The sequence below is a fragment of the Autumnicola musiva genome (assembly GCF_031846585.1).
Taxonomy (GTDB): domain Bacteria; phylum Bacteroidota; class Bacteroidia; order Flavobacteriales; family Flavobacteriaceae; genus Autumnicola; species Autumnicola musiva.
This window is the reverse complement of record NZ_JAVRHK010000022.1, coordinates 1-26,211: the sequence shown is the minus strand read 5'-3', so window position 1 is coordinate 26,211 and position 26,211 is coordinate 1. Positions and strand designations below refer to the sequence as shown.

General features: G+C 39.7%; 25 protein-coding genes and 1 pseudogene. 7 read left to right on the top strand and 19 right to left on the bottom strand.

Annotation, left to right across the window (positions count from 1 at the left end; translation table 11 throughout):
* Positions 1-19: 19 nt before the first annotated feature.
* The 13 genes from RM539_RS17950 to RM539_RS17890 form a co-directional block, all read right to left on the bottom strand.
* Complete coding sequence (locus RM539_RS17950; RefSeq protein ID WP_311504802.1) at positions 20-2,287, bottom strand: nitric-oxide reductase large subunit; 2,268 nt, start codon at positions 2,285-2,287, stop codon at positions 20-22.
* 118 nt (positions 2,288-2,405) lie between these two features.
* Positions 2,406-3,128: an iron-sulfur cluster repair di-iron protein gene (gene ric / locus RM539_RS17945; RefSeq protein WP_311504801.1), complete on the bottom strand. Its 723-nt coding sequence runs from the start codon at positions 3,126-3,128 to the stop codon at positions 2,406-2,408.
* Positions 3,129-3,248: 120 nt separating this feature from the next.
* On the bottom strand, positions 3,249-3,719 hold the full coding sequence (locus RM539_RS17940) for a hemerythrin domain-containing protein (RefSeq protein ID WP_311504800.1): 471 nt from the start codon (positions 3,717-3,719) through the stop codon (positions 3,249-3,251).
* 9 nt (positions 3,720-3,728) lie between these two features.
* Positions 3,729-4,157: an RrF2 family transcriptional regulator gene (locus RM539_RS17935; protein WP_311504799.1), complete on the bottom strand. Its 429-nt coding sequence runs from the start codon at positions 4,155-4,157 to the stop codon at positions 3,729-3,731.
* 77 nt (positions 4,158-4,234) lie between these two features.
* Positions 4,235-4,846 carry a thioredoxin family protein gene (locus tag RM539_RS17930; protein WP_311504798.1) on the bottom strand — a complete coding sequence of 204 codons (612 nt, stop codon included), beginning with the start codon at positions 4,844-4,846 and terminating at the stop codon, positions 4,235-4,237.
* Positions 4,847-4,868: 22 nt separating this feature from the next.
* Complete coding sequence (locus tag RM539_RS17925) at positions 4,869-6,677, bottom strand: hypothetical protein (RefSeq protein WP_311504797.1); 1,809 nt, start codon at positions 6,675-6,677, stop codon at positions 4,869-4,871.
* 90 nt (positions 6,678-6,767) lie between these two features.
* Positions 6,768-7,550 (bottom strand): ABC transporter permease, encoded by a 783-nt coding sequence (locus RM539_RS17920; protein ID WP_311504796.1) that lies wholly within the window; start codon positions 7,548-7,550, stop codon positions 6,768-6,770.
* On the bottom strand, positions 7,543-8,253 hold the full coding sequence (locus RM539_RS17915; protein ID WP_311504795.1) for an ABC transporter ATP-binding protein: 711 nt from the start codon (positions 8,251-8,253) through the stop codon (positions 7,543-7,545). The genes RM539_RS17920 and RM539_RS17915 overlap by 8 nt, the downstream gene beginning before the upstream one ends.
* On the bottom strand, positions 8,240-9,478 hold the full coding sequence (locus RM539_RS17910) for a nitrous oxide reductase family maturation protein NosD (RefSeq protein WP_432264641.1): 1,239 nt from the start codon (positions 9,476-9,478) through the stop codon (positions 8,240-8,242). Before RM539_RS17910 ends, RM539_RS17915 begins: the two co-directional genes overlap by 14 nt.
* Before the next feature lie 226 nt (positions 9,479-9,704).
* Positions 9,705-10,133: a nitrous oxide reductase accessory protein NosL gene (locus RM539_RS17905; RefSeq protein ID WP_311504794.1), complete on the bottom strand. Its 429-nt coding sequence runs from the start codon at positions 10,131-10,133 to the stop codon at positions 9,705-9,707.
* Positions 10,130-10,753: a hypothetical protein gene (locus tag RM539_RS17900; RefSeq protein WP_311504793.1), complete on the bottom strand. Its 624-nt coding sequence runs from the start codon at positions 10,751-10,753 to the stop codon at positions 10,130-10,132. The genes RM539_RS17905 and RM539_RS17900 overlap by 4 nt, the downstream gene beginning before the upstream one ends.
* A 151-nt stretch (positions 10,754-10,904) precedes the next feature.
* Positions 10,905-12,866, bottom strand: coding sequence for a Sec-dependent nitrous-oxide reductase (nosZ, locus tag RM539_RS17895; RefSeq protein WP_311504792.1), 1,962 nt, complete (start codon positions 12,864-12,866; stop codon positions 10,905-10,907).
* Between the two features lie 19 nt (positions 12,867-12,885).
* Complete coding sequence (locus RM539_RS17890) at positions 12,886-13,389, bottom strand: c-type cytochrome (protein ID WP_311504791.1); 504 nt, start codon at positions 13,387-13,389, stop codon at positions 12,886-12,888.
* A 253-nt stretch (positions 13,390-13,642) separates the two neighbouring features.
* Between RM539_RS17890 and hemN the strand changes: the two genes are divergently transcribed.
* The 5 genes from hemN (at position 13,643) to RM539_RS17865 (ending at position 18,676) form a co-directional block, all read left to right on the top strand.
* Positions 13,643-15,007, top strand: coding sequence for an oxygen-independent coproporphyrinogen III oxidase (gene hemN / locus RM539_RS17885; RefSeq protein WP_311504790.1), 1,365 nt, complete (start codon positions 13,643-13,645; stop codon positions 15,005-15,007).
* A gap of 144 nt (positions 15,008-15,151) precedes the next feature.
* Positions 15,152-15,367: a hypothetical protein gene (locus RM539_RS17880; RefSeq protein ID WP_311504789.1), complete on the top strand. Its 216-nt coding sequence runs from the start codon at positions 15,152-15,154 to the stop codon at positions 15,365-15,367.
* A gap of 98 nt (positions 15,368-15,465) precedes the next feature.
* Positions 15,466-16,716, top strand: a complete 1,251-nt coding sequence (locus tag RM539_RS17875; protein WP_311504788.1) for a PAS domain-containing sensor histidine kinase — start codon at positions 15,466-15,468, stop codon at positions 16,714-16,716.
* Between the two features lie 34 nt (positions 16,717-16,750).
* Positions 16,751-17,797, top strand: a complete 1,047-nt coding sequence (locus RM539_RS17870) for a response regulator (RefSeq protein ID WP_311504787.1) — start codon at positions 16,751-16,753, stop codon at positions 17,795-17,797.
* 84 nt (positions 17,798-17,881) lie between these two features.
* A complete protein-coding gene (locus RM539_RS17865; protein WP_311504786.1) occupies positions 17,882-18,676 on the top strand; it encodes a universal stress protein in 795 nt (264 codons plus the stop codon).
* A 32-nt stretch (positions 18,677-18,708) separates the two neighbouring features.
* Here RM539_RS17865 and RM539_RS17860 read toward each other — a convergent pair whose 3' ends face one another.
* From RM539_RS17860 to RM539_RS17835, 6 genes and pseudogenes are all read right to left on the bottom strand, one after another.
* Complete coding sequence (locus tag RM539_RS17860; protein WP_311504785.1) at positions 18,709-18,897, bottom strand: globin family protein; 189 nt, start codon at positions 18,895-18,897, stop codon at positions 18,709-18,711.
* Between the two features lie 153 nt (positions 18,898-19,050).
* Positions 19,051-19,351: pseudogene (gene trxA, locus RM539_RS17855) on the bottom strand (thioredoxin).
* Positions 19,352-19,441: 90 nt separating this feature from the next.
* Entirely contained in the window at positions 19,442-20,722 is a 1,281-nt protein-coding gene (locus RM539_RS17850) for an acetyl-CoA hydrolase/transferase family protein (protein WP_311504784.1), read from the bottom strand.
* On the bottom strand, positions 20,723-21,301 hold the full coding sequence (locus RM539_RS17845; RefSeq protein ID WP_311504783.1) for a YceI family protein: 579 nt from the start codon (positions 21,299-21,301) through the stop codon (positions 20,723-20,725).
* 143 nt (positions 21,302-21,444) lie between these two features.
* Entirely contained in the window at positions 21,445-22,752 is a 1,308-nt protein-coding gene (locus RM539_RS17840; RefSeq protein ID WP_311504782.1) for a hypothetical protein, read from the bottom strand.
* Positions 22,753-22,779: 27 nt separating this feature from the next.
* A complete protein-coding gene (locus tag RM539_RS17835) occupies positions 22,780-23,370 on the bottom strand; it encodes a YceI family protein (RefSeq protein WP_311504781.1) in 591 nt (196 codons plus the stop codon).
* Positions 23,371-23,632: 262 nt separating this feature from the next.
* Here RM539_RS17835 and RM539_RS17830 point away from each other — a divergent pair, with 262 nt between their 5' ends.
* Both RM539_RS17830 and ccoS read left to right on the top strand, forming a co-directional pair.
* Complete coding sequence (locus RM539_RS17830) at positions 23,633-26,017, top strand: heavy metal translocating P-type ATPase (protein WP_311504780.1); 2,385 nt, start codon at positions 23,633-23,635, stop codon at positions 26,015-26,017.
* An 89-nt stretch (positions 26,018-26,106) separates the two neighbouring features.
* A partial coding sequence (gene ccoS / locus RM539_RS17825; RefSeq protein ID WP_311504819.1) for a cbb3-type cytochrome oxidase assembly protein CcoS occupies positions 26,107-26,211 on the top strand: 105 nt, incomplete at its 3' end.

Below are 26,211 nucleotides of genomic sequence, written 5' to 3'. Positions count from 1 at the left end.
TTAATACAATCACAGGTGTTTATTCCGCTTCGCCACGGGTTTTCTCCTCCAAAGGCACATTTTTGCTGCTGTTTAAGGAAAACACAAACCACACAAATGCGATGAGCCCTGCTGCAAAAATGGTATCTCCAACTACCCGCAGCCAGCGAAGGGTATTCATTCCCGGCTGCTGCATAAATTCGGCAGACCTCGCATACCACATTCCGTGGTTTACGCTGGCAACAGTCTGCAACAGGCCTACAGGTAATATACTTATCACCACCATTAACAATAACCCTATGTTAATAGCCCAGAAAGAAAACTTCAGCAATTTCTCGTTCCAGACCTGCACGCGGTAAAGGCTGCGCAATACGAACAGCATTAAGCCTATTCCCAACATTCCGTAGACCCCGAAAAGTGCGGTGTGCGCATGAACAGCGGTGGTATTGAGCCCCTGCATATAATAAAGGGCTACAGGCGGATTTATGATAAACCCAAAAATACCTGCCCCCAGAAAGTTCCAGAAGGCAACGGCAATAAGGCAGTATATTGGCCATTTATAATCCTTGATCCATTCGGTTACACGGCTTAATTTATAATTCTCATATACTTCATACCCAATTAGCACCAGCGGCACCACTTCCAGGGCGCTAAAGGTTGCTCCCAAAGCCATGATAGCAGTTGGGGTCCCGCTAAAATAGAGGTGATGGAAAGTTCCCAATATCCCTCCCGAAAGGAAAATTATAGTAGCCAGCAGCACACTTAAAGTGGCCGTTTTGGTTCGTAATAATCCCAATCTAACAAACAGGAATGCGGAAACCACTGTTGCAAACACTTCAAAGAAGCCTTCCACCCAAAGGTGAACCACCCACCAGCGCCAGTATTCGGCTATGGCAAGATTGGTCTGTCGCCCCCACATTAATCCTGCTCCGTAGAAAAGGGCGATTGCCGCGGAAGAAACCAAGAACATGATCAACAGGTTCTTTTCAGAAGTTTTGCTTCTAATTACCGGCATAAGCGGGCGCACCATTAAAGCCAACCATACAAAAAGGCCAACCAGCAGGAAGATTTGCCAAAACCGGCCCAAATCTACATATTCATATCCCTGATGACCGAACCAGAAATTCTCTGTCAGGCCTAATTTTTGCATAATTCCCATCCATTGCCCAACCATGGAACCCAATACAATAATTAACAGGCAGATAAAGAGGAAATTTACTCCCAGTCTCTGGAATTTTGGGTCTTTACCCGAAACCGCAGGCGCAATATATAATCCTGTAGCCAGCCAGGCCGTTGCGATCCAAAGTATTCCCAGCTGCACGTGCCAGGTTCTGGAGATGGAATAGGGTAAAATATCTGCTAAATTGAACCCGTAGAAAGCGTCACCTTCCACGCCATAATGAGCGGTCACCACACCAAAAGTTACCTGTATTAAAATAAGAAGACTCACCACCCACATATATTTTTTTACCGCCAGCATAGAAGGGGTGATGGTCTGCCGCATAAGCGGATCTTCCACCGGTAATTCGGGCTCTTCTTCTTCCTTCATTCTCGCGTGGTAGAAAACCATTACTCCTATCCCGAACAACAGCAGGATGATACTGAAACCGGTCCAGATTAATAAATCCCCGGTGGCTTTATTGCCTACCAATTCTTCCGAAGGCCAGTTATGGGTATAGGAAACATCGCTGTTGGGCCTTTCGGTAACCGTGGCCCATGTCGCCCAGAAAAAGAAAGCGGACATCTGCTGCATACGGCCTTCATCTTTAATGGCATTCTTGGGAATGGCATAATTGGAACGCAGCTCATCCAGTTCCGGGTTTGCCATGAAAAGGCCTTTATAGTACTCACTCAGGTATTGAGCGGCCTGGGCCCTAAGCGGGCTAATAGTAATATTCCCGGTTTCTTCGCTATAGGTGTTTTCCCGAAGTTCAATTTGCAGCCGCCTTTCCAGGCCCGCCTGATTTTCACTGCTCAGCTCTTCATAGGGTTTGTTGTACTCCTCCTGAGCCCAGTGGTTCAGGAAAAACAAAGCTTCGCGGTGCAGCCAGTCCGCAGTCCAATCGGGTGCAGTATAAGCACCATGGCCCCAAATAGAACCTACTTCCTGGCCTCCTATGCTTTGCCACACATTCTGGCCATCTTTAATATCCTGGCCCTCAAAAACTACTGTTCCATCTGTGGTAACTACTTTTTCAGGCAGGGGCGGTGCCTGCTGGTAAATTTCAAATCCGTAGTATCCGAGGACAGCAAAAGAAACAGTAACTACCGTTATAAAAGCGATCCAGAGTTTTCTCTCTTTGTTCATATTGTCAGGTTTTAAAAAGAGGCAAAACCTACTACAACTTTGCCTCTTTGATTAGTTGCAGCCAAAAGTCAAAAGTCAAAAAATATAAAGAAGTCTAAAAAGCTGCACCAAAAGAATATTATTGTTTCAGTTCCTTTTCCAGGTGTAATGCCTTGGGAAACAAAATGTTATTTTCCAGGTGAACGTGCTGGTGTAAATCCTGTTCGAATTCTTCCAGTTTTGCATAAAAAGCCCGGTAGGTATTACACGCACCTTCAGGCGGGGTATAATTGTTGCTGAGGATGGCAATTTTCCTGAGGATTTCACCGGCTTCTTCGTGTTCGGCCTCCATCATTTTAATAGGATTATCCACAGTTCCAAAATGTGCCTGCGGCAGAGGGTTTCCTTCTCGTTTTGCTTTTACAAGTTGCTTGATAAAAGGGAACAGGATCAATTCTTCTTTGCGCAAATGCCCGCTAAGTTCAGTGGCAACTAAGGAAAACAACTGCTGTATCTCCCCAAGTTCTGTATAGTGGTGGCCATGTACTTTATTGACGCGTGCGGCATACTGAATAAGCAGCGGGATATTTTCCTCTACATAAGCATGGTGAACATTAATGATATGATCGATAAGAAAATCGAGTTCCCAGCTGTTATAGTTGGTTGCACGGCTGTTGGTATGCTCCACATTCAGCAGGTCCCTTTCTAGGTCTTCAAAATTAATATTTACCTTTTCACAGGCCTTTTCTACAGTGATTCCTCCCCCACAGCAAAAATCGATACCATATTTTTTAAAAACATGCGCGGTTTTAATATTTTCGGTTACCAGGCTGGCAACGGTCCTATCCTTTAATAGTTCCATAGTAGAATTTTTTAAGTTTAATTTGGATTATTATTTCAAATTTCAACAAGATCAGGATTATAAAATATGATCTTTATCATAAAAGGATAAATTTGTCCGAAATAGGTTTAAATTTTATACTTAATTTTTCCCCCAGAATGGATCGGGATAATCTTCCTTTGATCCTGTTCCAAAATGTATTTTCTCAATTTCCCGGAGTTCTTCTTTAGTGGCTGCTTTTTGAATTTCAGTAAACAATAGCCTTTCTTCAAAACGTATATGGGCCTCCAGCTCTTCTTCCAGGAGACTGAGGGAATTTTTTGGGTTTTCAATATCTCGAAAAAGGCGTTCAATTCGGCGGTGTTCTTTTAAAGCACGGATTATTAATGCATGCCCGGTGCCTAAAATTGGAAAAATATATTCTTCTTCAATTTTAAAATGAGGTTGGGTTTCATGTATGAAAAACCAATCGGCAAAAGCCTTAAGCCGATCAATAGAAATACTTTCTGCAAAGCCTTTGCGAAGTTTCCAGGAGAACAGTAATCCAAAATGATGCTGGCGGCTAAGCGGTTTCAAAGCCTCGTGGCGTCTTAGCGGTTTTTTACTTCCCATAATTTCAATTTAGAACTTCAAAAATGTGTGTTCTGATTCTAATTTTCCAGCCAGACCATGAATTGTAGTATTTTTAAGCATTTCTTTTAATTCGCCGCGTATGGATACAAACTCGTCATGGAGAGGGCAGGGATGGGCTTCGGAACATTCTGCCAAACCCAGTCCGCAGCCATTATAAATAACATCTCCGTCAATGGCTTCTACAATCGCAATAAGTTTTGTCTTACTGGAAGGGTCGATAAAGAAACCGCCGGAAGGACCTTTCCTGGACTCTACCACGTTGTTCTTGGCAAGTTTTTGCATAATTTTGGCGGTAAAAGCTTCCGGGGAATTAACAGCCCCTGCAATTTCACTAAGGTTAGGACGCATTCCAATTTGGGATTGCCGGGCAATATATAAAGTCGCACGAATTCCGTATTCACAGGCTTTTGAAAACATTTTATTTTTTTATAAGATAAAATTAAATTTAGGATAATTTTACCCTTTAAATAAAAACAGAAAATCCAAGAATGTTTCTATATAGTTGCTGAATTCTTTTCACAGAGGACTAACTCCTGTATTTCGTTTAAAATGGCTTCTCCTTTATTTTTGTTATACCACAACTGGAGTTCCGTCTTAAGCTGCTCGTCCATCTGGCCATGTTCCTGAATATAGTCATTCAGTACTTTTGTGGCTGCTTTGGAGCGTGGGCCCCAATGATTGATTACCTGCAGGTTCTCATCAAGAATGATGAATTTTGGGATAGAACGTGAACCCTTGGTCAAAAAAGCGTCCATCAGTTCCGGGTTTTCATCGCGCAAAATAATTTTTAATTCAATATTTTTTGAACATTCCGAAATTTTATTAAAGAATGGAAGACTTTGGGCGGCATCACCACACCAAGGCTCGGTAACGACCAGCCAGGTTTGCTTTTTATTTATACTTTGAAAACATTCCTTTTGTCCTTCTGAAAGCTTGATGGTTTTGTCCAGGCGCTTGCTCCTGCTTAAATTCAGTTTGGTGTAGTTTATTTTCTCCGGACCGGGCTCTCCCGTTGTCCTTCCTTCGGCTGCCAATTGCTTAAAAAGCAGATTATATTCGGTGTAACTCATTGCTTTGGCAACAGCTATTTTTATTAATTCTTCCATTTTTATAAAACTGAAATGATACTTATAAACTGGTTTTAAATAAAGCGGTTTTCATACTACAAACTGTTTTTTCGGCAACTTTTAAAGCTTTTTCAAATGATATTGAATTTCTTCCCAACACCTTTTTTTTCAACATTTTCCGGTAATATTCTATCCCGTCTAAAAGGTTGTTGCAAAAACCTTCCCAGGTTTTAAGCATTCGTTTATCAAGATTTTGAGTGCGGGAAATTTGGTGTTCAAGAAAATCTATATAAAGTTCCAATTCCCTAATAAACATGTGTGGCCTGTTTTTTTGCTGCATAAGGTTGCAACGGCCGTAAATATGATCGGTCATTTCACGTAAGGTGGAAATTTTTGAGAAATTCACAATATTGGGACCGGGACATACAGTAACCGCTTGTTGTTTTTTTAGGAATGGTACTTCATAATTCAATGGGGCGGCGTTACTAAGCCCTACACAAAGACATTCTTTACTAAGCAAATCTTCTTTTTGCTGCTGGTATTCTGTTTCAGACAAATTACTTTCTTCCAACTGCTTTAGCTTTAATTTTTGATATTTACGGGAAGCGGTGCAGATTGGCTTTTTGGTGAATTCAGTATTGGAAACCAAAAATTTTTCGGTACAGGGACTTCCGGGAGTACCTTTCTCAATCCGTTGTAGTCTTTCGGTTTCTGCGCTGGTGCCTTTTAAATAATTAAAACCAACACCAAGAGGGGAAGACTGGCTCCGTATTACATCTTTTTCCTTGGAATTTAGCAGCAGCTTAAGAGTTCGCTTATCTACCGTAGTTGCTTCGGGACAGAGCAAAAAAGGCGTTCCCCAGCCCGTACTATCCACTTTATAATAATCGTGTAAAAAATTATCTTCCTCAGCGGTACCAATCCCGCCCTGTACGGTAATTTTAATTGGGTGAGGCCTGGAAAAGCCTTGTTTCCCTTTTGAAATTATCGCAGGATTATATAAGCTGAACAGGCTTTCCCGGAGTTCTTCCTTTCTTTCTTTAAATTCATTTAAAATAGGGCCCATAAGTAATCCCTGTGTGGCAAATACGTGACCGCCACAGTTTAGTCCGGATTCAATCCTGAATTCACTTACCCAAATCCCTTTTTTTGCCAAATATTTGCCCTGAATAAGTGCAGACCGATAATCGCTTACTTTTATCACCACCTTTTTATGAAAATGCCCCCAGGCTATCGCGTCAAATTCCCTGAAATCTTCCATATAATTGAACAACCTTGGATTCATGCCTGCAGAGAAAATAAGGGCAGAGTTCTTTAAATCACTGGTAGCATAAGCCCTCAAAGCCGTAAGTGCATCTGAAGCATTTGGGATGGGGAGATCATCTTTGCCTAAATTATCCTTGTCTACCTTGGTCATTATATTGACTTCTATGGCACCAGGCCTCATTTTTTCTTTAAGAAGGTTTTCCAGCTTTTCTCTTTCTGAAGGATTTTCTGTGAGCAGAAACTTTTGAAATATCCTTTTGAGCTCTCCGTTGTCCGGAAGCATTTCAAAATACTTCATAAGATCTGAACCCAGCCTAAAAGTTGAAGCTTTAATTTTCTCAAATTCAATATTTACCAGGCTTTGCATTAGGTTCAGGTATTGGGTGATGCGCTTAACTCGATAATCTTTTTCTTTGATACCTATGGGAACATAAATTTCGCCATTTTTCTGGGAGTAATGTTTCCGCATCGTTTCCAGTAAATTGTCTTCTATGATGGAAATAGCCGAATTTATACCGTAACAGGCGACCTTTATGGGGGAATCTATGGAATATGCCAGACCCATAACTGGTATGTGAAAATGATGTGGTGATGATATTTGCATTATAAATAATTTTATTGGTAAAGGTGTTCAACCTTTCCTGCTTATAATATGACGCTGGTCATATATTGCATGATTTCTGATGATTGAACATTAAAAATCTTTCCTGATGGACATCCTGTAAATAATTCCCGTTGGGATCACCACCCACAGTACCAACATAAGCGCAGAAATTATAAATCCGGAATTTGTTCCGAAGAATTTCTGAAAAACCGCCCCGGTATATCCTAACAAGGCCGAAATATCCAATTTTAATAAAATAAGTACCCGGGAAAGGTCCACGGGGTTCAGCATAATGGCTGCCAGGGAAAATTTATCTAGGGGATAATCTTCAAAATAAATCAAGGACACTAAGAATAGGCCATCATAAATTACTGCCATAAACAACCAGAGCAAAATAGCATAACCAAAACCTTTGATCTTATTTTCATTGGCCAACGCGATTACGAATGCCAGCGCGGTAAAAATCAACGTGAGGAATGCCCCGGTAATCAATAATAACGAAAAGTCCCAAATCGCGGTGCTATTAAAAATTCCATAGAACACAAAAGGCAATCCAAGGCCAATCACCAAACTCATGGCCAGCGAAAAGGCCACTCCAAAATACTGCCCCAAAAAAATAGAACTCCGTTTCACCGGTTGGGCGAGGAGGAGTTCGGTAAATTCCCGGGAATTATAATAATACATTACGCCAAAAATGGTCCCGATTAACGGCACCAGCACGATAATTACATTCATTAAAGTAATTACCGCTTTGGAAAGGTCATTATTTAGAAATAAAAGTACGGTACCCAGTAGCAAGTAGAATAGAAAATAGACGTAACTCCAGCGGCTGCGCATGAGGTCAAAAAAACTATATTTTAAAATTTTAAACATGATTGATGGTTAAAATGGAAGCGATGGCATGTTCAAAGTCGGGCTCATTGGTTTTGGCCTTCAACTCTGCAATACTGCCTTTAAAATAGATTTTTCCTTCAAGTAGGAAGACGATCTCGTCGGCGATTTCTTCCACAAAACCCATAATGTGGGAAGTGATAAGAATTGTTTTTCCCTTTACTTTTTCGGCTTTAATAAGTTCTTTTAATCGCAGGTGCGAGATAGGGTCCAATCCTGTGGTAGGCTCGTCCAGAATAATTAACGGACTATCGAACATAAAGGTAAGCACCAGGTTTACCTTTTGCCTGGTGCCCCCGGAAAGCTTGCTCAATTTTTTGTCCATGAATGGCCCTAAACGGAACAGCTCGATTAAATGTTCGTCTTCGGCATTTTTTTCGGAACGCAAATCCTTGATCATATTAATGAGTTCCTTTACCCTTAAATTTCCGGGGAAATTGGCAATTTGCGGGAGGTAATTGATCTCATTTCGATATTTCCAACGGTTCCTCACCGCATTACCGCCAATTTTTATGTTTCCGGAATCGGGGAGTACCATCCCCAATACACTTTTTATCAGGGTGGTTTTCCCGGAACCATTTGGCCCTAAAACGGCAAATATTCCGCCCTTTTCGATATGCAGGTCAATACCCTTCAGCACCTGGTTGGTGCCAAATTTCTTATGTAAATACTTAATTTCTACCATGATTTATGGGTTTTAGTAACGGGTGTTCATCTATTAGGTTATCCGGGGTGAAAATAGGCGAGACCTTTTCAGAAAAATCGATGATATCAATAAACAAGCTACGTAAAAGGATGATAACTTCGGGGGTGCGGTTCACGATATAGGAGAATAGTTTTACCGGACGGTAAGGAACATCCCCAATGCCATTTTTATCTAAATCGTAACCTGTATAATTGCTCCAGTAATTTCGGTTGAATTTATTGTCGTTGAGCTTGCTGTTATAGGATACATCAAACGAATTGTACAGGAAATTGTTCTTCTTGAAAATATTATTGTAACAGGCACCACGCACTTTTAGGGCCCAACCGTTATTTTTAAAATCGTTATGGAAATAATTCACACGGTTGGAACCTTCAACATTGATGCCCACCGTGTTTTCTTCAAAATTGTTGTTCAGAATTTCAGAATCGTTTATTTCTTTCAGTAATAAACCGAATGAAGCGGTGCCCCAGTTTTTTCTGAAAGTGTTGCCTTGCATTTTAATAAACCTGGAGAACATCACCGCCACGCCCGCACCATTGTTTTCAAAAAGGTTGTTTACATAGGTGTCGTTATTTGAAAACATGAAGTGCAGGCCATAGCGGAGGTTTTCGGAACTTATATTATTGCGAATGCTGATTTCATCTGAAAATTCCAGATAGATCCCGTCCCTCACATTCTGAACTTTATTCCCACGGACTTCCACATTCCTGCAATGCCAGAGCTGAATACCGTTCCCCGAGCTAAATTCATCCACCGCATCGCCAATAATGGTATTGTCCAATACTTTGCCATTTTTGGCTTTTTCAAGATATATCCCGAAAAAAAGTCGTTGCAATTTTAGGTTGCGAAGCACGAAATTTTCGCTTTTCACTACGCGTACGGCGGCAAAATCGGTGGTGTAACTTGTTCCAACGTTTATAAGTGTAAGACCGACTATTGTAACATTATTGGCTTGAATGCTAATGATCTCGCCTTTGTTTTCCCCGTCTATTACCGCATTATGCTCACCAATAATCGTGAGGGGTTTGGCAATCCCAATATTATATTCTTTATAAATCCCGTTTCTAACAAGGATGCTATCGAAATCTTTGGCTTTTTCCACGGCTTCCGTGATGGAAATAAATTCACAGGAAGCGCAGACTTCCAGCTTTTGCGCGGAAACTGTAGTAGAGGAAAGCTTCAGCAAAAAGGTTAATATGTACAAGAAGTGTTTCAAAATATGGTGCAAATTACAAGCCGCTATATTTCAGTCCTATGACGACGGACAGCTTTTACTAACTTTTAATTAAATTATTCACCCGTTATTAAAATTCGGCAAATTCTGCCCTTTTCCCCGCCCTGAAGGGAGAGACGGCAGAAATTCTCTTGATTCCCTTTGGATAGGGAAAAACAAGATTGTTGTTCTATAGGTTTTTCTACACTGTACATTGTTATCTTATTTTATTTGTAATTGAAGTCCAGTTATAAACTTCACCCGAATACTGGTTTTTGGCTTTTTTCGCTGCCTCTTTTGAAGCAAACCCGGAAAGGCTGGCACCCATGGGGCTTGATACTTCAGGACTAATTAAAAAGCTTGCGGTTTTGGCATCTATTAAAGTCCCCGGTTTTTGAAAATCATTGATTAGATAAAGCTGGTAAACCGTTCCTTTATTATCTTCGGAATAGTTTATCATACATTCTATCGCGTCAAAATTGTAAACTTTGCCATTAGTGTTTACCAACTGACTTGCATGCTGTTTGTCCACGATGGTCATTTTGCAATATTCGCAGGCTTCGTTTCCGTAGTCAATAGGTTGCGGATTCACTTCGCAGGAAATAAAAATGAGCCCGATGATTACTGAAAAAATTGAGGTTTTCATGAGTAATTGTGTTTTTTTGTCCATTCATCTTTTCCCAGGAAAAATGCCAGCAGGGTAAGTGCCATTCCTGCAAACATTAGGTATGCCCCCAGAGCGGGAAAAGAAGCCACGTCAAAATTTAGCATTTTCTGGTTACCGAAGAGTGGCGGTTTATAGGTCATGGGAGAACCATCCGGCGCGGTCATTTTCATGATCGCGTTAGGATCCAGATTGGTGCCATAATCGGCAAGCCAGGCGTTGAAATCGTACATACCCAGCACCCCGAGAACAGATATTAAAATAAGCCAGTTCAAAAACCATTTATAATTTATTTTTTCAAAGAATCCTAAAATTCCTAAGACTACTCCTAAAGCGGCCATTCCTCCTATTACCAGCGGGAATACTTCAAATTCCCACATGGCTTCCGGTTTTGGAATCTTTTGCATCCCAATATAATGATTGAGTCCATCGATATTTTGAATGTCAAATTCCTCTACACCCCTGATTCCTGTGATATAAATATCCATTCCCATAGGATCGGGATACTGCGGTGCGCCCAACATGATATTCCAAAGGGGAAATTTAAAAAGGCCCAACAACAGTAAAGAACCAATGATCATTATGATGCCTGCTTTTTTCATGTGTTAAATTTTTTTCTGAACAGTAGGACGTTGGTTGTAATTGAAAAGAATTTTTTCTTAAAATAAGACGGGGATAATCAATAAGACCCCCGCCTTTAAGGACCACAGGAAAAGCTTGGGATTTCCCTGTGGATTTCTAACTAATTAAACATTAATCTTCTCCAAGCGACCAACTAACTTCGATGTTGGAGTTTTTTGGTGATACTCGTACATACCCCTGCATTTCCTGGTGCAATGCTGAACAGAAATCTGTACAATAAAATGGCCATACACCTACTTGTTTAGGCTCCCAAACCAAAGTTTTAGTTTGGCCGGGCATAATAAGCAATTCGGCATTGTTAGCCCCAATCATGGCAAATCCATGAGGCACATCAAAATCCTGCTCGTGATTAGTTATGTGGAAATAGACTTTATCACCTACTTTAATCCCTTCGATATTATCTGGGGTAAAGTGGCTGCGGATCGTGGTCATATAAACATGCACCTCGTTGCCGTTACGCTCTACCCTGGCATCGCCATTGGTAAGGGTTGCGTATTCATTCTCGTTCTCTGCCAACTTATAGATTTTTTGGGAATTTTCTTCGAGGATTTCCGCAGGAATACCGGCGGCGTAGTGGGGTTCACCATGGGTTGGGAAATCCAGTAAAAGCTCCATTTTCTCGCCTGAAATATCAAATAATTGTGCTGAATGTTCCAATTCAGGCCCTGTTGGCAAATAACGATCTTTTGTGATTTTGTTCAGGGCTATGGCATATTTTCCAAATGGTTCCCTGGAGTTCCCACCGGGCACCATTACATGCCCTACGGAATAATAGTTGGGTTGGCGGTCTATTACTTCACGGGTTTCGACATTCCATTTCACCAGTTCAGAAGAAATAAAGAAGGTGGTATAAGCGTTTCCTTTATCATCAAATTCTGTGTGAAGTGGACCCAACCCGGCTTGCTTGACCGTGCCGGCGAGAATATCCTCAAAATTCAGGATGGGTATCCCATAGGCCTCGCCACTATACTCTTTGTTTTCAATCGCATCGATCATCCTGTCAAACGAATGTACGGTCAAGTCGGCAGAAAGTTTTCCATTTCCTATAATATAGTCCCCACTAGGATTCACATCTACCCCATGGGGCGATTTTGGAGTTGGAAGGAAAAATACAGCTTCCGATACCTCCCGGGGATCTACCACCAGTACCTCTTTTTTCATAGTAGAAGTGGCAGTATGGCTTTTATCGTCATACATATTGTGCGCATAGTTGGCAGGCATGATTTTGCCGCCGCCATTGTTTACATATTCTTCTATCTTTTTCCAGTTTACCGCGGCGATAAAATCCTTATCGTTCTGGGAAGCATTCACTTCCAATAATGTGTTTGCTTCTTCAGTATTATATGTAGTGAAGAAGAACCAGCCGTGTGATTTTCCGCGGCCCGGATGGGATAGGTCATAATCAAAACCGGGCATTATTAACTGGAATTTAATATCCATGTGGCCTTCTTCAGGATCTACGCTTATAAAGGATAAAGTACCTTTAAATTTTCCTTTGTATTCATTAATTGCAATGTCTTCCTGAGGGATGGGCACGGAAAATCTTGTTCCCGCCACTACATATTCGGTATTTTCGGTGACAAAGGATGAGCTATGGTTCCCTGCAGAATTTGGCACCTCGATTATCTCGGTGGTTTCAAATGTTTTAAGGTCAATTTTGGCAATCCGCGGGGTATTGTTCCCGTTTACGAAAATCCATCTCCCATCCAGTTTTCCATTCGTTTGGGAGATATCCGGATGGTGCAAATCATCCCAGGGAATAAAACCATGGGAAGTATTGAGCATCGGTTTTGTTTCTTCAGAATAACCATATCCACTGGTGGGAAATTGGGAGAAAACAGCTATTTCCTTGAACATCCTACCAGAAGGCAAGCCATATACAGTGAGGTTACCGCTGTACCCGCCTGAAAGGAAAGCGTAAAATTCATCATGCTCCCCGGGAGCCACATAGACTTTTTCGGCCGCATTGGAAGCCAGAGCCCCGCGATCTCCTTCTTTTTGCTCGTTGTCGTTACAACTAAATAAACCAGTTGCCAGCAGTAGAGATGTTATAACTTTTATTGAATTTTTCATGATAATTCGTGTTATTGTGCTATTTTTCCAGTGTTCGGAAATATTCCAGAATCTGTCTTGCTTCTTCTTCCGTTAATCCTTGATTTGCCATTGGAGAACCATTGTGTTCAATGAGCAACTGCTTGGCAATTGGATCTTTCATGATCATTTCATTAGGATTTAAAATCATGTTCATCACCCACTCTGGTGATCTCCTGTCTAAGACCCCCGCTGGTGCCGGGCCAATAAATTTCTTATGAGGTTTGTGGCATGCCATACATTTAGAATCAAAAACCGCCTTTCCCTTATCTGCCATTGCCTGGTCTATATTATCGGAAAGTTCCAGATTCTTCACCGGGCCTATTCCTTTGTTTGACATATCAATAAGATCGGCTTCGGGCGGATTGGCATCTGGTTTCACCACTACTTTCTTTTCATAATTTCCCAATTGGATTTCTTCTTTTTCTTTTTTATCCTCTTTTCCGCCGCAACTTACAAGTAGCGCCAATCCTAATAAAAAGAGGCTTTTTAATAAATATTTCATAATGATAGAGATTAAATGTTAATCAAAATTAGAGGTAAAGGGCTTCGTAAAATATGACAAAAATCATATTACGGATAAAATTGTCCTTTTTTAGCTTGTGTTTATTTGAAGATGGATAATCTGCCTTTATTAATGGCGATTATAATTTCATTTATATTCAATAATTCACGTTAATTAAAAATTGAATTAAACTGATCAGCATCATATTTTAAAACTATCCGAGCCATTAATTTTGATTTTTTAATTTATAATGATGGAATCGAATTTAATTTCTAAATATAATGTGCCCGGCCCCCGTTATACCAGTTATCCTACGGTGCCATATTGGGACGAAAGCAGATTTACGCTTAAAAAATGGCAAAAGGGTCTTCAAAAAAGCTTCCGGGAAAGCAACCATTCCGAAGGTATTAGTATCTATATTCACCTACCTTTTTGTGAGAGTCTTTGTACCTTTTGTGGCTGTAATAAAAGGGTTACTAAGAATCATTCCGTAGAAATTCCTTATTTAGAATCTGTTTTAAATGAATGGAAAATGTATTGCAAACTTTTTTCAGAAAAACCATTTATAAAGGAACTTCATTTAGGAGGGGGGACACCTACCTTTTTTTCAGCTAGAAATTTAGAATTACTGCTGAATGGTATATTTGAAAATTCAAGAAAAGCCGCAGATGCCGAATTAAGTTTTGAAGGCCACCCCAATAATACTAGTTCTGAACACCTCCGTCTTTTTTCCTCCTTTGGGTTTTCCAGGGTGAGCTATGGAGTTCAGGATTATAATGAAAAGGTACAGAAAGCCATACATCGTGTGCAGCCATTTGAAAATGTAAAGAAAGTGACCGAAGCGGCCCGGGAAACCGGGTTCAATTCTGTGGGGCACGATATCATTTTTGGCCTTCCGTTTCAAACAAAAGAACATATTATTCGTACTGTAGAAAGAACCAAAGCATTGATGCCAGATCGTATTGCTTTTTACAGTTACGCCCATGTGCCCTGGGTCAAAGGTAATGGCCAGCGGGGCTTTAAAGACGAAGATCTTCCCACCGCCGAACAAAAAAGGGAACAATATGAAACAGGAAAGCAAATGTTGCTGGATGCCGGTTATGTAGAAATTGGAATGGATCATTTTGCCCTAAAAACCGATAGTCTTTTTGAAGCTATCGAGAACAGGACATTGCACCGTAACTTTATGGGCTACACCTCCTCAAAAACTCAGGCAATGATAGGGTTGGGAGTTTCGGCCATTAGTGATAGCTGGTATGGTTTTGCCCAAAATGTGAAAGGTGTGGAAGAATACCAAAATTCGGTAGCAAATAATAACTTGCCAGTTTATAGAGGGCATATTTTAAATGATGAAGATCTTATCATCCGTAAACATATTCTGAACCTGATGTGCAAATTGAAAACTTCCTGGTACACCGGAAATCAATTTTTTCAAGGATTACCGGATACGCTCATCCGGTTAAAAGAAATGCAGAATGATGGACTCGTTGAAATGGACACAAATTTTCTTAAGATTACCGAAAAAGGAAAACCTTTTGTACGAAATATATGCATGGCATTTGACATGCGCTTACAAAGAAGTAAACCTGAAACTCAATTATTTTCAATGACAATTTAGAAGGTATATAAGTCTCCTTCATATTTAAATTTATATTCAGAAATAACTAAAACCTCTTCTATTCCTCACTGTTTCCAAAAACAAGATTTTTAATCTTTCCTTAAGATATTCTGAGTTTGAAATTATTTATATTAAAAATAAAAAATGAAGATCAAACCTATTATCTGGCTTTACATTACAACACTGATTCTGGTTTTAGTGACGGTATTTTCATATTTCAACTTTCCATTTCCGGTCATTTTTTATCTCGTAGTTGTTGGCCAGGGATTGCTTATTTATACTGTTTATCGCATCCTTACTGATAGTTATACTACCACCAAGACTTTTGATGATTTCTACGAAGATCATTCTGTAGAATAAATACTTCAATTTGTTCCTACTCTAATGGTTATTTTTAAAAATGTTTTTAACTTTAATCCACTCAAGCAGGCATATTTAAATTGAAAACGAATAGCAGATTGAAGGAACATTTTCAACAAAATAAAGACATTTTAAACATACTTTTTGAAGCGGCTTCTGAAGGAATTATTGTGGTAAACTCCAGTCAGGTTGTCGTAGCTTCCAACAGTGCAGCTGCCGTTATGTTTGGGTATGAAAAAGGTGAACTTACCGGAAAAGATCTGGATGTTCTTATCCCAAGGGATTATCATAAAATCCATCACAGCCACGTAGACCAGTTTATTGAAAAGAGCGAAAAACGTCAAATGGGCCACGGCCGTGATCTTTACGGTGTAAAGAAAGACGGTTCATTGTTTCCGGTGGAGGCAGGTCTAAATCCTTTCGAGATGAAAGAGGAGAGATTTGTTATGTCCCTGATTATCGATATAAGTGTTAGAAAGGAAACACAGCGGCAAATAAGGGAACTTAATACCCGGCTGGAAGATAAAATTGAAATCAGGACCCGTGAACTTCAAGAAAGTATAAGGGAGTTGAAGCGTCTAAATCTGGACCTTGAGGATGAAATTGCCAAAAGAAAAGCGGCGGAGCGGAAAATTAAAGATGCGTTGCAAAAAGAAAAAGAACTCAATGAGCTGAAAACAAAATTTTTATCCTTGGTTTCTCACGAATTTAAAACCCCTCTTAGTGGAATTTTGACTTCAGCTACGTTAATTGAAAAATATAAAAAAGAAGAACAGCAGGATAAGCGGGAAAAACATCTGGTGACCATTCGCAATAAGGTTCACTATCTAAACAATATATTAAACGATTTTCTTTCCATCGAACGGCTGGATTCTGGAAAGGGGCAATACAAGTACACCAATTTTAGTCTCAAACGTTTAATTAATGAGGTTGTATATAATGCCAATATTACGCTGAAGAACGGTCAGGAAATCATGTATCCCAAAGAAATTGAAGATGTGACTCTACATCAGGATGAAAAGATTCTTGAACTAATTCTTTCCAATCTCTTGGGAAATGCCATTAAATATTCTCCCGAGAATAGTCTTATAAAATTTGAATTAGGTTTTGAAGGGGAATATATGATATTTGAAGTGGAAGACCAGGGAAGGGGAATTCCGGAGAAGGACCAAAAACATATTTTTGAACGCTATTTCAGGGCAGAGAATGCCTTGCTGGACCAGGGAACGGGTATAGGATTGAATATAGCAAAAACCCACTTAGAAAATCTTGGAGGAAGTATTACCTTTGAAAGTAAAGAAAATAAAGGAACCAGGTTCAGAATTGAGGTCCCTGTAACTCTGATTTGATATCAAACAGAAATCTCATTTCAGATTCCCATCTATGAAAAAAATTTTGCTGATCGAAGATGATGTAACCGTAAGAGAAAATACAGCCGAGTTACTGGAGCTCTCTGAATATGAAGTGCAAACAGCTTCCAACGGTAGCCACGGAATCCAAAGAGCAGGAGAAATACATCCCGATATTATTATCTGTGATATTATGATGCCTGAAACCGACGGGTATGGGGTTTTGAAAGCTTTAAGCAAAAACCCTGAAACCGCAAATATTCCCTTTATCTTTCTTTCGGCTAAAACAGAACATAAAGATATTCGCAGAGGCATGGATCTTGGTGCCGATGATTATTTAACCAAACCTTTTGAAGAAGAAGATTTGCTGAGCGCTATTGAAAGCCGGTTGGCGAAGGTTGCTATTCTTCAGTCTTTTCAGAAAAAAAACATCGTAGAAAAACCAGCTACTAACGATCTTCAAAACCTTGATGAACTTCGGGAACTTTTTCAGAATTACCAGTTGCAGGAATTCAGGAAAGGAGAGACTATTTACGAGAAAGGAAGGCAATCCAACTTTTTCTATCTGGTTCATCGCGGAGTGGTAAAGGCGCATCGCATGGATAATAATGGAAAGGAATTAATTACCGAGCTATACAAACAGGATGATTTCTTCGGAAATCCTGTAAATTATCCCCAGACAGCCTATGAAGATTATGCTACTGCCATGGAAAACACTCAGCTTTATACTGTTTCACGTGAAGAAATTCATAAGATCCTCGCTAATAATCCGCGTATTCCCATACAACTGGTAGAAGTGCTCAATAAAAATCTTTCCGAATTAAAACAGCAATTAATGGATATGGCCTATGGTTCTGTTCGCAGAAAAACAGCAAATACTATTCTTCTTTTTGCCGAAAGAATTGAAAAACATCCTTTAAAAAGCATTCGTATCTCCCGCTCAGATCTTGCAGGTGTTGCCGGTATGGCTCCGGAAAGTCTTATTAGAACCTTGTCTGATTTTAAAAAGGAAGGCCTTATTGAAATTGAAGGGCGAAATATCAAGATCATGGATTCTGAAGCCCTGAAAAAAATAAGCTGATCTTTTTAAAATTTCAAGGAACTGATTTTCGTCATTTTTAGCAATAGCCTATTCATGTAATTTCGCTATTATAAGAATGAGCTAATGAATGTATTGATTTTGACCGATTTCTCCGAAGTTTCGAATAACGCCGCAAGATATGCTGTAGATTTTCTTGAGCATTCTGCAGCAAAATTCTTTTTTTTAAACATTCAGGATTTCGATTTTGACCCATCTGCGAGTAAGGTTCTGGATAAAAAATTAACCACTATTCTTCAAAAATTAGAAAAAAGTGCGCGGGAACTGGAAATGTATAAACAGAATCCGCAGCATAATTTTAACATCATTCTTTCTTCTGAAAACCTAATAAGTGCGGTTAGAATGGCTGTGGTTGAAAAGAAGATCGACCTGATCTTCATTGGAGCCATTAGTCATAAGGTTCATCATCATCCCATTTTGGGTGACCACGCATATGATGTGGTTAGAAAAATAAGATGCAATATCCTGGCGATACCGGCAAATTGCAAGTACTATTTTCCAAAAAACGTCATTTTTCCTATTGATCATGCTATTCAACCTGAAGAAGAGATTCCAAATATTATCTCCAGAAACCCATTTTTTTATAATAGTAGATTTACAATTTTAAAGCTGAAAGAAGGTAGAAGCAGCGCAGTTTTAGTAAAGGAGGAAAATTCGTCTTTAAGTACAGAATTTGAATGTTTGAACCAACAAACGCTGGAAGAGTTTAATGAAAATTCGTTTGGATCCATTCAAAAAGATTATAATCTCATCTTTATAATTGGTAAGAACCTCAGTATTTGTGATCGTTTCTTACATTCCACATACGGATTATCGGCAAGTATCGATCTTCAGCTTCCCATTTTTGTTTATCATAATTAATATATACAAGCGCAAATCAAAACTGTATAAGTCTATTTTCTACTCTGGTAAATTCTTAGAAAAAGATGTGTGGACATTTTACGGGCATTATTTTTTAGGCGCTGGGCCATTTCCCCTTCCAATAGTTCATCTATGGTCTGGAACCAAAGATTCAGCCATATTCCAAAATGATATTTTGTGATTTTATAATTGTTCTCCGCATCGACTTTCACATGGGCCATTGCGGGATTTCCTTCGAAATTTCCTGCAAAAAAAAGATTACTTTCCTAAAAATCAGTCAGCTTGGAGATATGGGCATCCCAATCGCTAATGTTGTTATTGAAAAAGTAACCTATTTCTCGATAATTGCCAATTTGAGGGTTAGTTTTTTTTGCTCAGGAATTCGACTGGATAATACGCACGATTTCATCTTTTGGCACTACACCCGATTGCCGCCAGGGTTGTTGCCCGTTTTTGAACAATATCATGGTTGGGACACCTCTTACCTGATATTTCCCCGCGAGTGCTTCATTTTTATCTACATCTACTTTTTATAATTTTCACCCTGTTCCCAAGGCTTGCTTTTACATCCTGTAAAATAGGCCCCAGGGTTTTGCATGGCCCGCACCATTCTGCAGAGAAATCTATCAATACCGTTTTTTCATCTTTTATTATCTCGCTAAAACTACTTTTCATAACCTGATTTTTTAAATTTTCTGAAAAAAAGCCGGAACAGTTTTATACTATTCCGGCGTTTTAAAGCACTTCTACTTAAGTTACAAAAATTTATAATCTAAAGCATTCAAAAGCATCTTTTTCTAACTGCTCCCTGTGCCTGGGATGTGCAATTGATATGAGTGCTTTTGCCCGCTGCCTTAGGTTTTTCCCATATAGATCCACAATTCCATATTCTGTGGCAATATAATGTACATGGGCGCGGGTAGTGGTTACGCCGGCACCTTCTTTAAGGTTTACAACTATCTTGGAAGCCCCTTTCGTGGTAACCGAGGGCATGGCAATAATTGCTTTTCCCCCTTCCGAAAGGGAAGCACCGCGAATAAAATCCATCTGGCCGCCAACTCCCGAATATTGGTATTTTCCAATGGTATCGGCACAAACCTGCCCCGTAAGGTCTATTTCTATGGCCGAATTTATTGCGGTTACTTTTGGATTTCTCCTTATAATCGCCGTATCATTGGTGTAAGCGGCTTCTTTAAAATGAATAAGCGGGTTATCATCAATAAAGTTGTACAGTTCAGGAGAACCCACGGCAAAGCAGGTCACCAATTTGCCGGTTTTTACCATTTTGTCTTCTCCGGTAATCACTCCGTTTTTAACCAGGGCCAAAATTCCGTCAGAAAACATTTCCGTATGGATTCCAAGGCGTTTATGATTGCTGAGGTTTGCCAGCACCACGTTAGGAATTCCGCCGATCCCCATTTGCAGCGTGGCACCATCTTCCACCAGCGCGGCCACATTTTTTCCAATTTTCAGCTCTATCTCGGTTGGGGCTGAAGGAACCGGTGAGTGCATGGGAGTGTTTACTTCTACTGCTGCATCTATTTTGCTTACGTGAATAATCCCGTCCCCATGTGTTCTGGGAACCAGCGGGTTTACCTGGGCAATTACTTTTTTCGCGGTTTGTATGGCCGGTAAGGTAATATCTACAGATACACCCAGCGAACAATAGCCATGCCTGTCGGGCGGCGATACCTGGATAAAAGCAATGTCCAGGGGAAGGATGTTCTTTCTGAAAAGCAGGTGGGCCTCACTCAGGAAAATTGGGATGTAATCCCCGTAACCGGTATTTACCGCCTGCCGTACATTACTGCCTACAAAGCAGCTATTGCATCTAAAAGCCTGGTGATATGGAGCTTCCGTATATTTTGCTTCGCCTTCGGTATGGATATGTAAAATTTCAACATCCTGCAGCTCCGTATATCTTTCGCATAACGCATTTATTAGAATATTAGGTGTCATAGCGGCACCCTGGATGAATATCCGTTGGCCGCTTTTCACCACTGCAACTGCTTCTGAAGCGGAAACTATATGAGGTTCGTTTTTCACTTAAATAGGTTTGATCACAAGGTTAAAATTGATTTCAATTTCTTCTTTTATCACAATCAATCCAAAAAGCTTCCTGGGAGGTTCCAGTCCAAAATCGTTAATGTTCAATTCCAGTAATCCTTTAAAATTGGGGGTTGGGCAACTAATTATTTCCACAGGCACTTCATATGTTTTTGTTTTTCCGGCCATATGGATCACTACCTGGGCAAGGGCATCGCCATTATCCTTCATAATTGCCTTTTTCAGTTCCAGTTTTATAGACGGATATTTTTCAGTTTGCATTAAAGCGTGGAAATCCTTTTTTATGGCCCGGTTGCCACAATAAAACCCTTCATTTTTTAGAACAAGGACGGCATCTTTGAAATGGATGTTTTTCCCGGATTTAGAAAGCTGTACGGTCTTTTTCCCTTCAAGAAGAGAAGCATTAAATTCACAATTGAATTTGCTTATGTTGGTATCTCCGGTAATATTCAGGCTGCTTTCAGGAAGGATCCTGATGTTTTGTTGCTCGAAAACCTGTTGTGAAAAGCTGGCTGAGGTAGCGAAAATAAAAACGAGAAATAGAAACTGCCTTTTCATAGCTGTAGAATTCAGAAGTCATTTTATAAATAATGCTGATGACGAAGATGATTTTTTGCTTATTATGAACATATAGGCGGGGAGAGATTGAAAAAGTGGGGGAAACTATTTGTTCCCCCACCTGGCTAATTCAAATTGTAATCTTAGAAGCTGATTACTGCTTCAAACACAACTCCATTAAATTTTCCTTCGTTGTGAATGTCGCTCACAGGATAGTCATTATACTCCTGGTTAACATATTCAAGTTTTGCAAGGATGTTTTTGGTCATAAACCAGCCGGCACCAAGATTATAACGGCTAATGTTAACATCCTGTCCTTCTGCCAATTCTCCATCTACATAGTTATAACGGCCGCTTACATAAAGGTTTTCAGTATTTCCAAAGCGGTAGATAAGTTCTCCGGCATATTGGTTCCAGTTTCTTTCCTCAGTTTCGTTGGCATTTTTACCTGAAATGGTTTCAAATATTCCAAAGAACTCCAGGCCGCCGTATTTAATGAAGGGATTAATCATAATGGAGGTCATTTCATTTTTAATTCCGGGGTTAACCCTTCCTGCTCTAAAACCGTCACCTACAGCAACTACTTCTCCCAAATCGTTTACATAAGAACCCTGGAAGAGGTTGTAGTAACGTGAGCCTGCGCGGTCACCGGTGTATAAGTATGCGCTACCGGTTTGGTTGGTATGGTAAACAGAACCTGTTAAACGGAACCTGAGGTCTTCAGATAAATAATTATCGTAACCTACTTTTGCAAGTAAAGAAGGGCTGGTAATTTCAGGATTGGTTACCGCCTGGTTTAATTTACCGTTGGTAGCTCCTACCATTCCCAGCCATCCATTTTTGAAGTAGTAAACTTCGGCACCAACTTCAGTTGTAAATGCATCCAGCAAATAGTTTCCAACAAACGGGTTGTAAAGTGCCATTGCGTTGTCTGTTCTTCTGAAGTGGGCATCCCCGTAGTTATTTTCCATATGCCCAATCTTGATTCTCACGTTGTCCATAACTTCACTTAAAAAGCCTTTCTGAATAAAGTCCAGTTTGTCTATTTGTAAGTAACCACCTTTTACATAAGTTTCGTTGTGGTGTTGGGAAGAAAGATATGTTCGAAGGTGTAACCTCACTCCATCATACAACATCACATCAAAATCGAGGTTTGCGGTGGCAAGGTTAAAGTTATCTCCAATTTCCTGTAGCACGGGGGTTGCGGCGTTTCCTGAATTCTCATGGTCTATGGCCTGGAATTGCAAGGCAAAAGCGCCTCCAACTCTTACATTAATACCATTAAAATCTGTGATGGTATCTTTATTTGGTTCAAAATCGTTGATGCCACTTTGATCAGGATTTCTGAAATTAGGGAAGTCGCGATTCCATAAAGAATTCTCCTGGGCCTGCATTTGTATTCCGAAGAAAGCAATTAGGGCAATGCTTAAGTATTTGAAAGAATTTTTCATCTTGATTAATTTTTAAGGTTGAAATTGTTATTTGGAAAAAGTTATTTGAAAGTTGATTTTCACCTCGTCACCGGTAGTTATTGTACCAAACATTGCGGTGGGTGCGTCTATTTTATATTGGGACATTTTAATGCTTTCATTTCCAGAAAGCACAATTTTACTGTCATTTGCCTGGGCGTTAAAAGTTATGTTCACCGGGTTTTTCGTTCCTGCTATAGTTAAATAACCGCTGGTGGTAATAATGCATTTTGTGCTGGAAGTACAATCAATGTTATTTACTTTAGTAAGACTGTATGTGATTTTTTTGTGCTTATCGGTATCAAGAGCTTTGTAAGTATTTTTATCCATAGCTCCTTTTCCGCTTTTTAAACTTTCCGCTACAACAGCGAATTCAAGAGAATTGATCTTTGTGAGCTGGCCATCTTTAAATTCTGCAGAAAGCGTTCCCTGAAAATCTTCTGCTTCTATCTCCCAGTCGTGGATATTAGAAGTTCCTTCTATTTTCATGTTGGATCCTGCTTTTTTTACACTGAAGGTTTGCGCAAAAGATGACTGTACAGAAATGATCATTATTAGGAAGCTTCCTATTAACAGTCCGAAATTTTTAAAGGTATTCATGATTTGTTGTTTTTAATTTGATACAAAGTTGCGGTAGAAATGGCAGGGAAATAATGATGAAAATCAGGTATTGGATTATTTTCCATGTGCTGAAGTATCCGAAAACGTTATAGTTAAGCTGCCTCCTAATCCCATACCCAATGGCTTATAAATATTTATTAACCCATCTCTTAGGAGTGAAGAATTTTAATAATACCTGACCACGGTCATATTTTTGTAAGTCTCAATTCCTCAGTTTTGTAGCCCTAATTTGTAAGAAATAATGACGAATTGCTTTCATTGCGGAGATGACTGTCTGGACGGTATAATAGAATATAAGGAGAAGTCATTTTGCTGTTCAGGCTGCAAGACCGTTTTTGAAATTTTTGAAAACAACGACCTTTCCTATTATTACGAACTCCAAAGTAATCCCGGAATTTCACCAAAGATCAGTGAAAGCAAATATGATTTTCTGGATAATGAAGAAATAGCGGAAAAGCTACTGGAGTTTAACGAGGAGAATCTAAAGGTGGTTTCATTTTTTATCCCGTCCATTCACTGCAGTTCCTGTATCTGGATACTGGAAAACCTGGATAAACTGAAAAAGGGGATTAGAAGTTCACAGGTAGATTTTCCAAAAAAGAAGGTGCGCATCAGCTTCTCCGCAACAAATTTATCTTTAAAAGATCTGGTGGTTTTGCTCGCCAGGATTGGCTATGAACCTTATATTTCCCTGGAAAATTACGATGATAAAAAAGCAAAAGTAGATAGAAACCTTATATATAAGCTCGGCGTTGCAGGCTTCGCTTTTGGGAATATCATGTTTTTATCCTTTCCTGAATATTTTGAAGTAAATGAATTCTGGCTGGACCAGTTCAAATATTTTTTCCGCTGGCTCATGTTCAGCTTTTCGTTGCCGGTGGTATTTTATTCCGCGAGTGATTATTTTATTTCTGCATTTAAAGGATTACGATCTAAAATTCTCAATATAGATGTACCTATTGCACTTGGGATTATTGTACTGTTTTTAAGAAGTACTGCGGAAATTACTCTGAATACAGGAACAGGATTTTTTGACAGCCTTAGCGGACTCATTTTTTTCCTACTATTAGGAAAGTTTTTTCAGCAGAAAACCTACGCGTTTCTTTCTTTCGAAAGAGATTATAAATCATATTTCCCCATTGCCGTCACTAAAATAAAAACTGAAAACGGGATCACTTCCGAAGAACAGGTCCAGGTTTATAAAATCAAAAAAGGAGATAGAGTCATCCTTAGAAATGAAGAACTCATCCCTATGGACGCCATTCTTATTAAAGGAGAGGCACGCATCGATTACAGTTTTGTAACTGGTGAAGCCGAAGCCGTTAGGAAGACAAGTGGCGAAAAACTCTATGCGGGCGGTAGGCAGCAGGGCGGTATCATTGAAGTAGAGGCTTTAAAAGAAGTTCAGCAAAGCTATTTAACCGAATTATGGAGCGATGAAGTCTTTCAAAAAGACAAAGCCGCCCTTTTTAAAACGCTGACCAATCAAATAAGCAAACGTTTTACTTTGGGCGTTATAAGTGTGGCTGTGATAGCTGCCGTTTTCTGGATGTTCTATGAATCATCCGTGGCCTGGAATGTCTTTACGGCGGTTCTTATCATCGCCTGTCCCTGCGCGATTGCCCTTGCGGCTCCCTTTACATTAGGAAACCTGCTAAGAATCTTCGGAAAGAATAAATTGTACCTAAAGGAGGCTTCTATAATTGAACAAATGGCGAAGATCGATACGGTGGTTTTTGACAAAACCGGTACGATTACTACCAATAATCAACACACTATTTGCTATAACGGGCTAGAACTTACTGATGAAGAAAGGCAAATGCTTGGCGGAAGTCTCATGGCATCCAATCATCCGTTAAGCAGGGCACTTTATAATATTCTGGATAAAAATGATATCAAAATTCCTGAAGTCTTTCAGGAGCATGCAGGTAAAGGAATTGAAAGTTCACATCAAGGCAATTTCTTGAAAATTGGTTCGGCCAATTTCGTAGGTAAAGAAAATGTGGTACAGACCATAGAAAAAACTTCCGTTCATATAAGTGCGAACGAGCAATATAAAGGTTGCTTTACTTTTCATAATTCCTATCGGGACAAAATTGAAAAGGTTTTTTCAGAATTATCACAAAACAAAGAATTGATCATCCTTTCCGGGGATAATGAAGGGGAAAAGGACAAATTGAAACAGCTGTTACCACAAGACACGGCAATGTATTTTAATCAAAAGCCGAAAGATAAACTCGAATTTATCAGAAAGCTTCAGGAAAAAGGAAAAAAAGTGATGATGGTTGGCGATGGGTTGAATGATGCAGGTGCACTTGCCCAGAGCGATGTTGGGATAGTAATTTCAGAAAATACCAATGTGTTTTCTCCGGCCTGCGACGGAATTCTGGATGCTTCGGTATTTTCAAAGATTGGGGCCTTCTTCAGGATTTCGGCAAAAGGAGTATCAATTATTCGATGGAGTTTTTTCTTTTCATTGTTCTACAATCTTATAGGTCTTGGTTTCGCGGTTACTGGAAATCTTATGCCGGTCGTGGCGGCAATTCTGATGCCCCTAAGCTCAATAAGCATTGTTCTTTTTACTAGTTTTTGCACCTATATGTTGGGAAGACGTTTGAAGAACTAAACAAGAAGCAACTAAAAACCTAAAACCTGATCACCGTCATTTTTTAGACTTTACTCCAATTATACTTTTACATCCAGATTCAAAAAACTATGAACATTATATACATGTTACTGGGGATAAGTGTGGTGGTAGCCATTATTTTTTTTGTCGCGTTTATTCTTTCGGTTAAAAATGGACAATATGACGATGTTTAT

What these genes read in the sequence shown, in the direction of transcription:
- RM539_RS17950 (WP_311504802.1), bottom strand. Translation starts at nt 2,287, where the DNA reads ATGAACAAAGAGAGAAAACTCTGGATCGCTTTTATAACGGTAGTTACT.
- ric (WP_311504801.1), bottom strand. Translation starts at nt 3,128, where the DNA reads ATGGAACTATTAAAGGATAGGACCGTTGCCAGCCTGGTAACCGAAAAT.
- RM539_RS17940 (WP_311504800.1), bottom strand. Translation starts at nt 3,719, where the DNA reads ATGGGAAGTAAAAAACCGCTAAGACGCCACGAGGCTTTGAAACCGCTT.
- RM539_RS17935 (WP_311504799.1), bottom strand. Translation starts at nt 4,157, where the DNA reads ATGTTTTCAAAAGCCTGTGAATACGGAATTCGTGCGACTTTATATATT.
- RM539_RS17930 (WP_311504798.1), bottom strand. Translation starts at nt 4,846, where the DNA reads ATGGAAGAATTAATAAAAATAGCTGTTGCCAAAGCAATGAGTTACACC.
- RM539_RS17925 (WP_311504797.1), bottom strand. Translation starts at nt 6,677, where the DNA reads ATGCAAATATCATCACCACATCATTTTCACATACCAGTTATGGGTCTG.
- RM539_RS17920 (WP_311504796.1), bottom strand. Translation starts at nt 7,550, where the DNA reads ATGTTTAAAATTTTAAAATATAGTTTTTTTGACCTCATGCGCAGCCGC.
- RM539_RS17915 (WP_311504795.1), bottom strand. Translation starts at nt 8,253, where the DNA reads ATGGTAGAAATTAAGTATTTACATAAGAAATTTGGCACCAACCAGGTG.
- RM539_RS17905 (WP_311504794.1), bottom strand. Translation starts at nt 10,133, where the DNA reads ATGAAAACCTCAATTTTTTCAGTAATCATCGGGCTCATTTTTATTTCC.
- RM539_RS17900 (WP_311504793.1), bottom strand. Translation starts at nt 10,753, where the DNA reads ATGAAAAAAGCAGGCATCATAATGATCATTGGTTCTTTACTGTTGTTG.
- nosZ (WP_311504792.1), bottom strand. Translation starts at nt 12,866, where the DNA reads ATGAAAAATTCAATAAAAGTTATAACATCTCTACTGCTGGCAACTGGT.
- RM539_RS17890 (WP_311504791.1), bottom strand. Translation starts at nt 13,389, where the DNA reads ATGAAATATTTATTAAAAAGCCTCTTTTTATTAGGATTGGCGCTACTT.
- hemN (WP_311504790.1), top strand. Translation starts at nt 13,643, where the DNA reads ATGGAATCGAATTTAATTTCTAAATATAATGTGCCCGGCCCCCGTTAT.
- RM539_RS17880 (WP_311504789.1), top strand. Translation starts at nt 15,152, where the DNA reads ATGAAGATCAAACCTATTATCTGGCTTTACATTACAACACTGATTCTG.
- RM539_RS17870 (WP_311504787.1), top strand. Translation starts at nt 16,751, where the DNA reads ATGAAAAAAATTTTGCTGATCGAAGATGATGTAACCGTAAGAGAAAAT.
- RM539_RS17865 (WP_311504786.1), top strand. Translation starts at nt 17,882, where the DNA reads ATGAATGTATTGATTTTGACCGATTTCTCCGAAGTTTCGAATAACGCC.
- RM539_RS17860 (WP_311504785.1), bottom strand. Translation starts at nt 18,897, where the DNA reads ATGGCCCATGTGAAAGTCGATGCGGAGAACAATTATAAAATCACAAAA.
- RM539_RS17845 (WP_311504783.1), bottom strand. Translation starts at nt 21,301, where the DNA reads ATGAAAAGGCAGTTTCTATTTCTCGTTTTTATTTTCGCTACCTCAGCC.
- RM539_RS17840 (WP_311504782.1), bottom strand. Translation starts at nt 22,752, where the DNA reads ATGAAAAATTCTTTCAAATACTTAAGCATTGCCCTAATTGCTTTCTTC.
- RM539_RS17835 (WP_311504781.1), bottom strand. Translation starts at nt 23,370, where the DNA reads ATGAATACCTTTAAAAATTTCGGACTGTTAATAGGAAGCTTCCTAATA.
- RM539_RS17830 (WP_311504780.1), top strand. Translation starts at nt 23,633, where the DNA reads ATGACGAATTGCTTTCATTGCGGAGATGACTGTCTGGACGGTATAATA.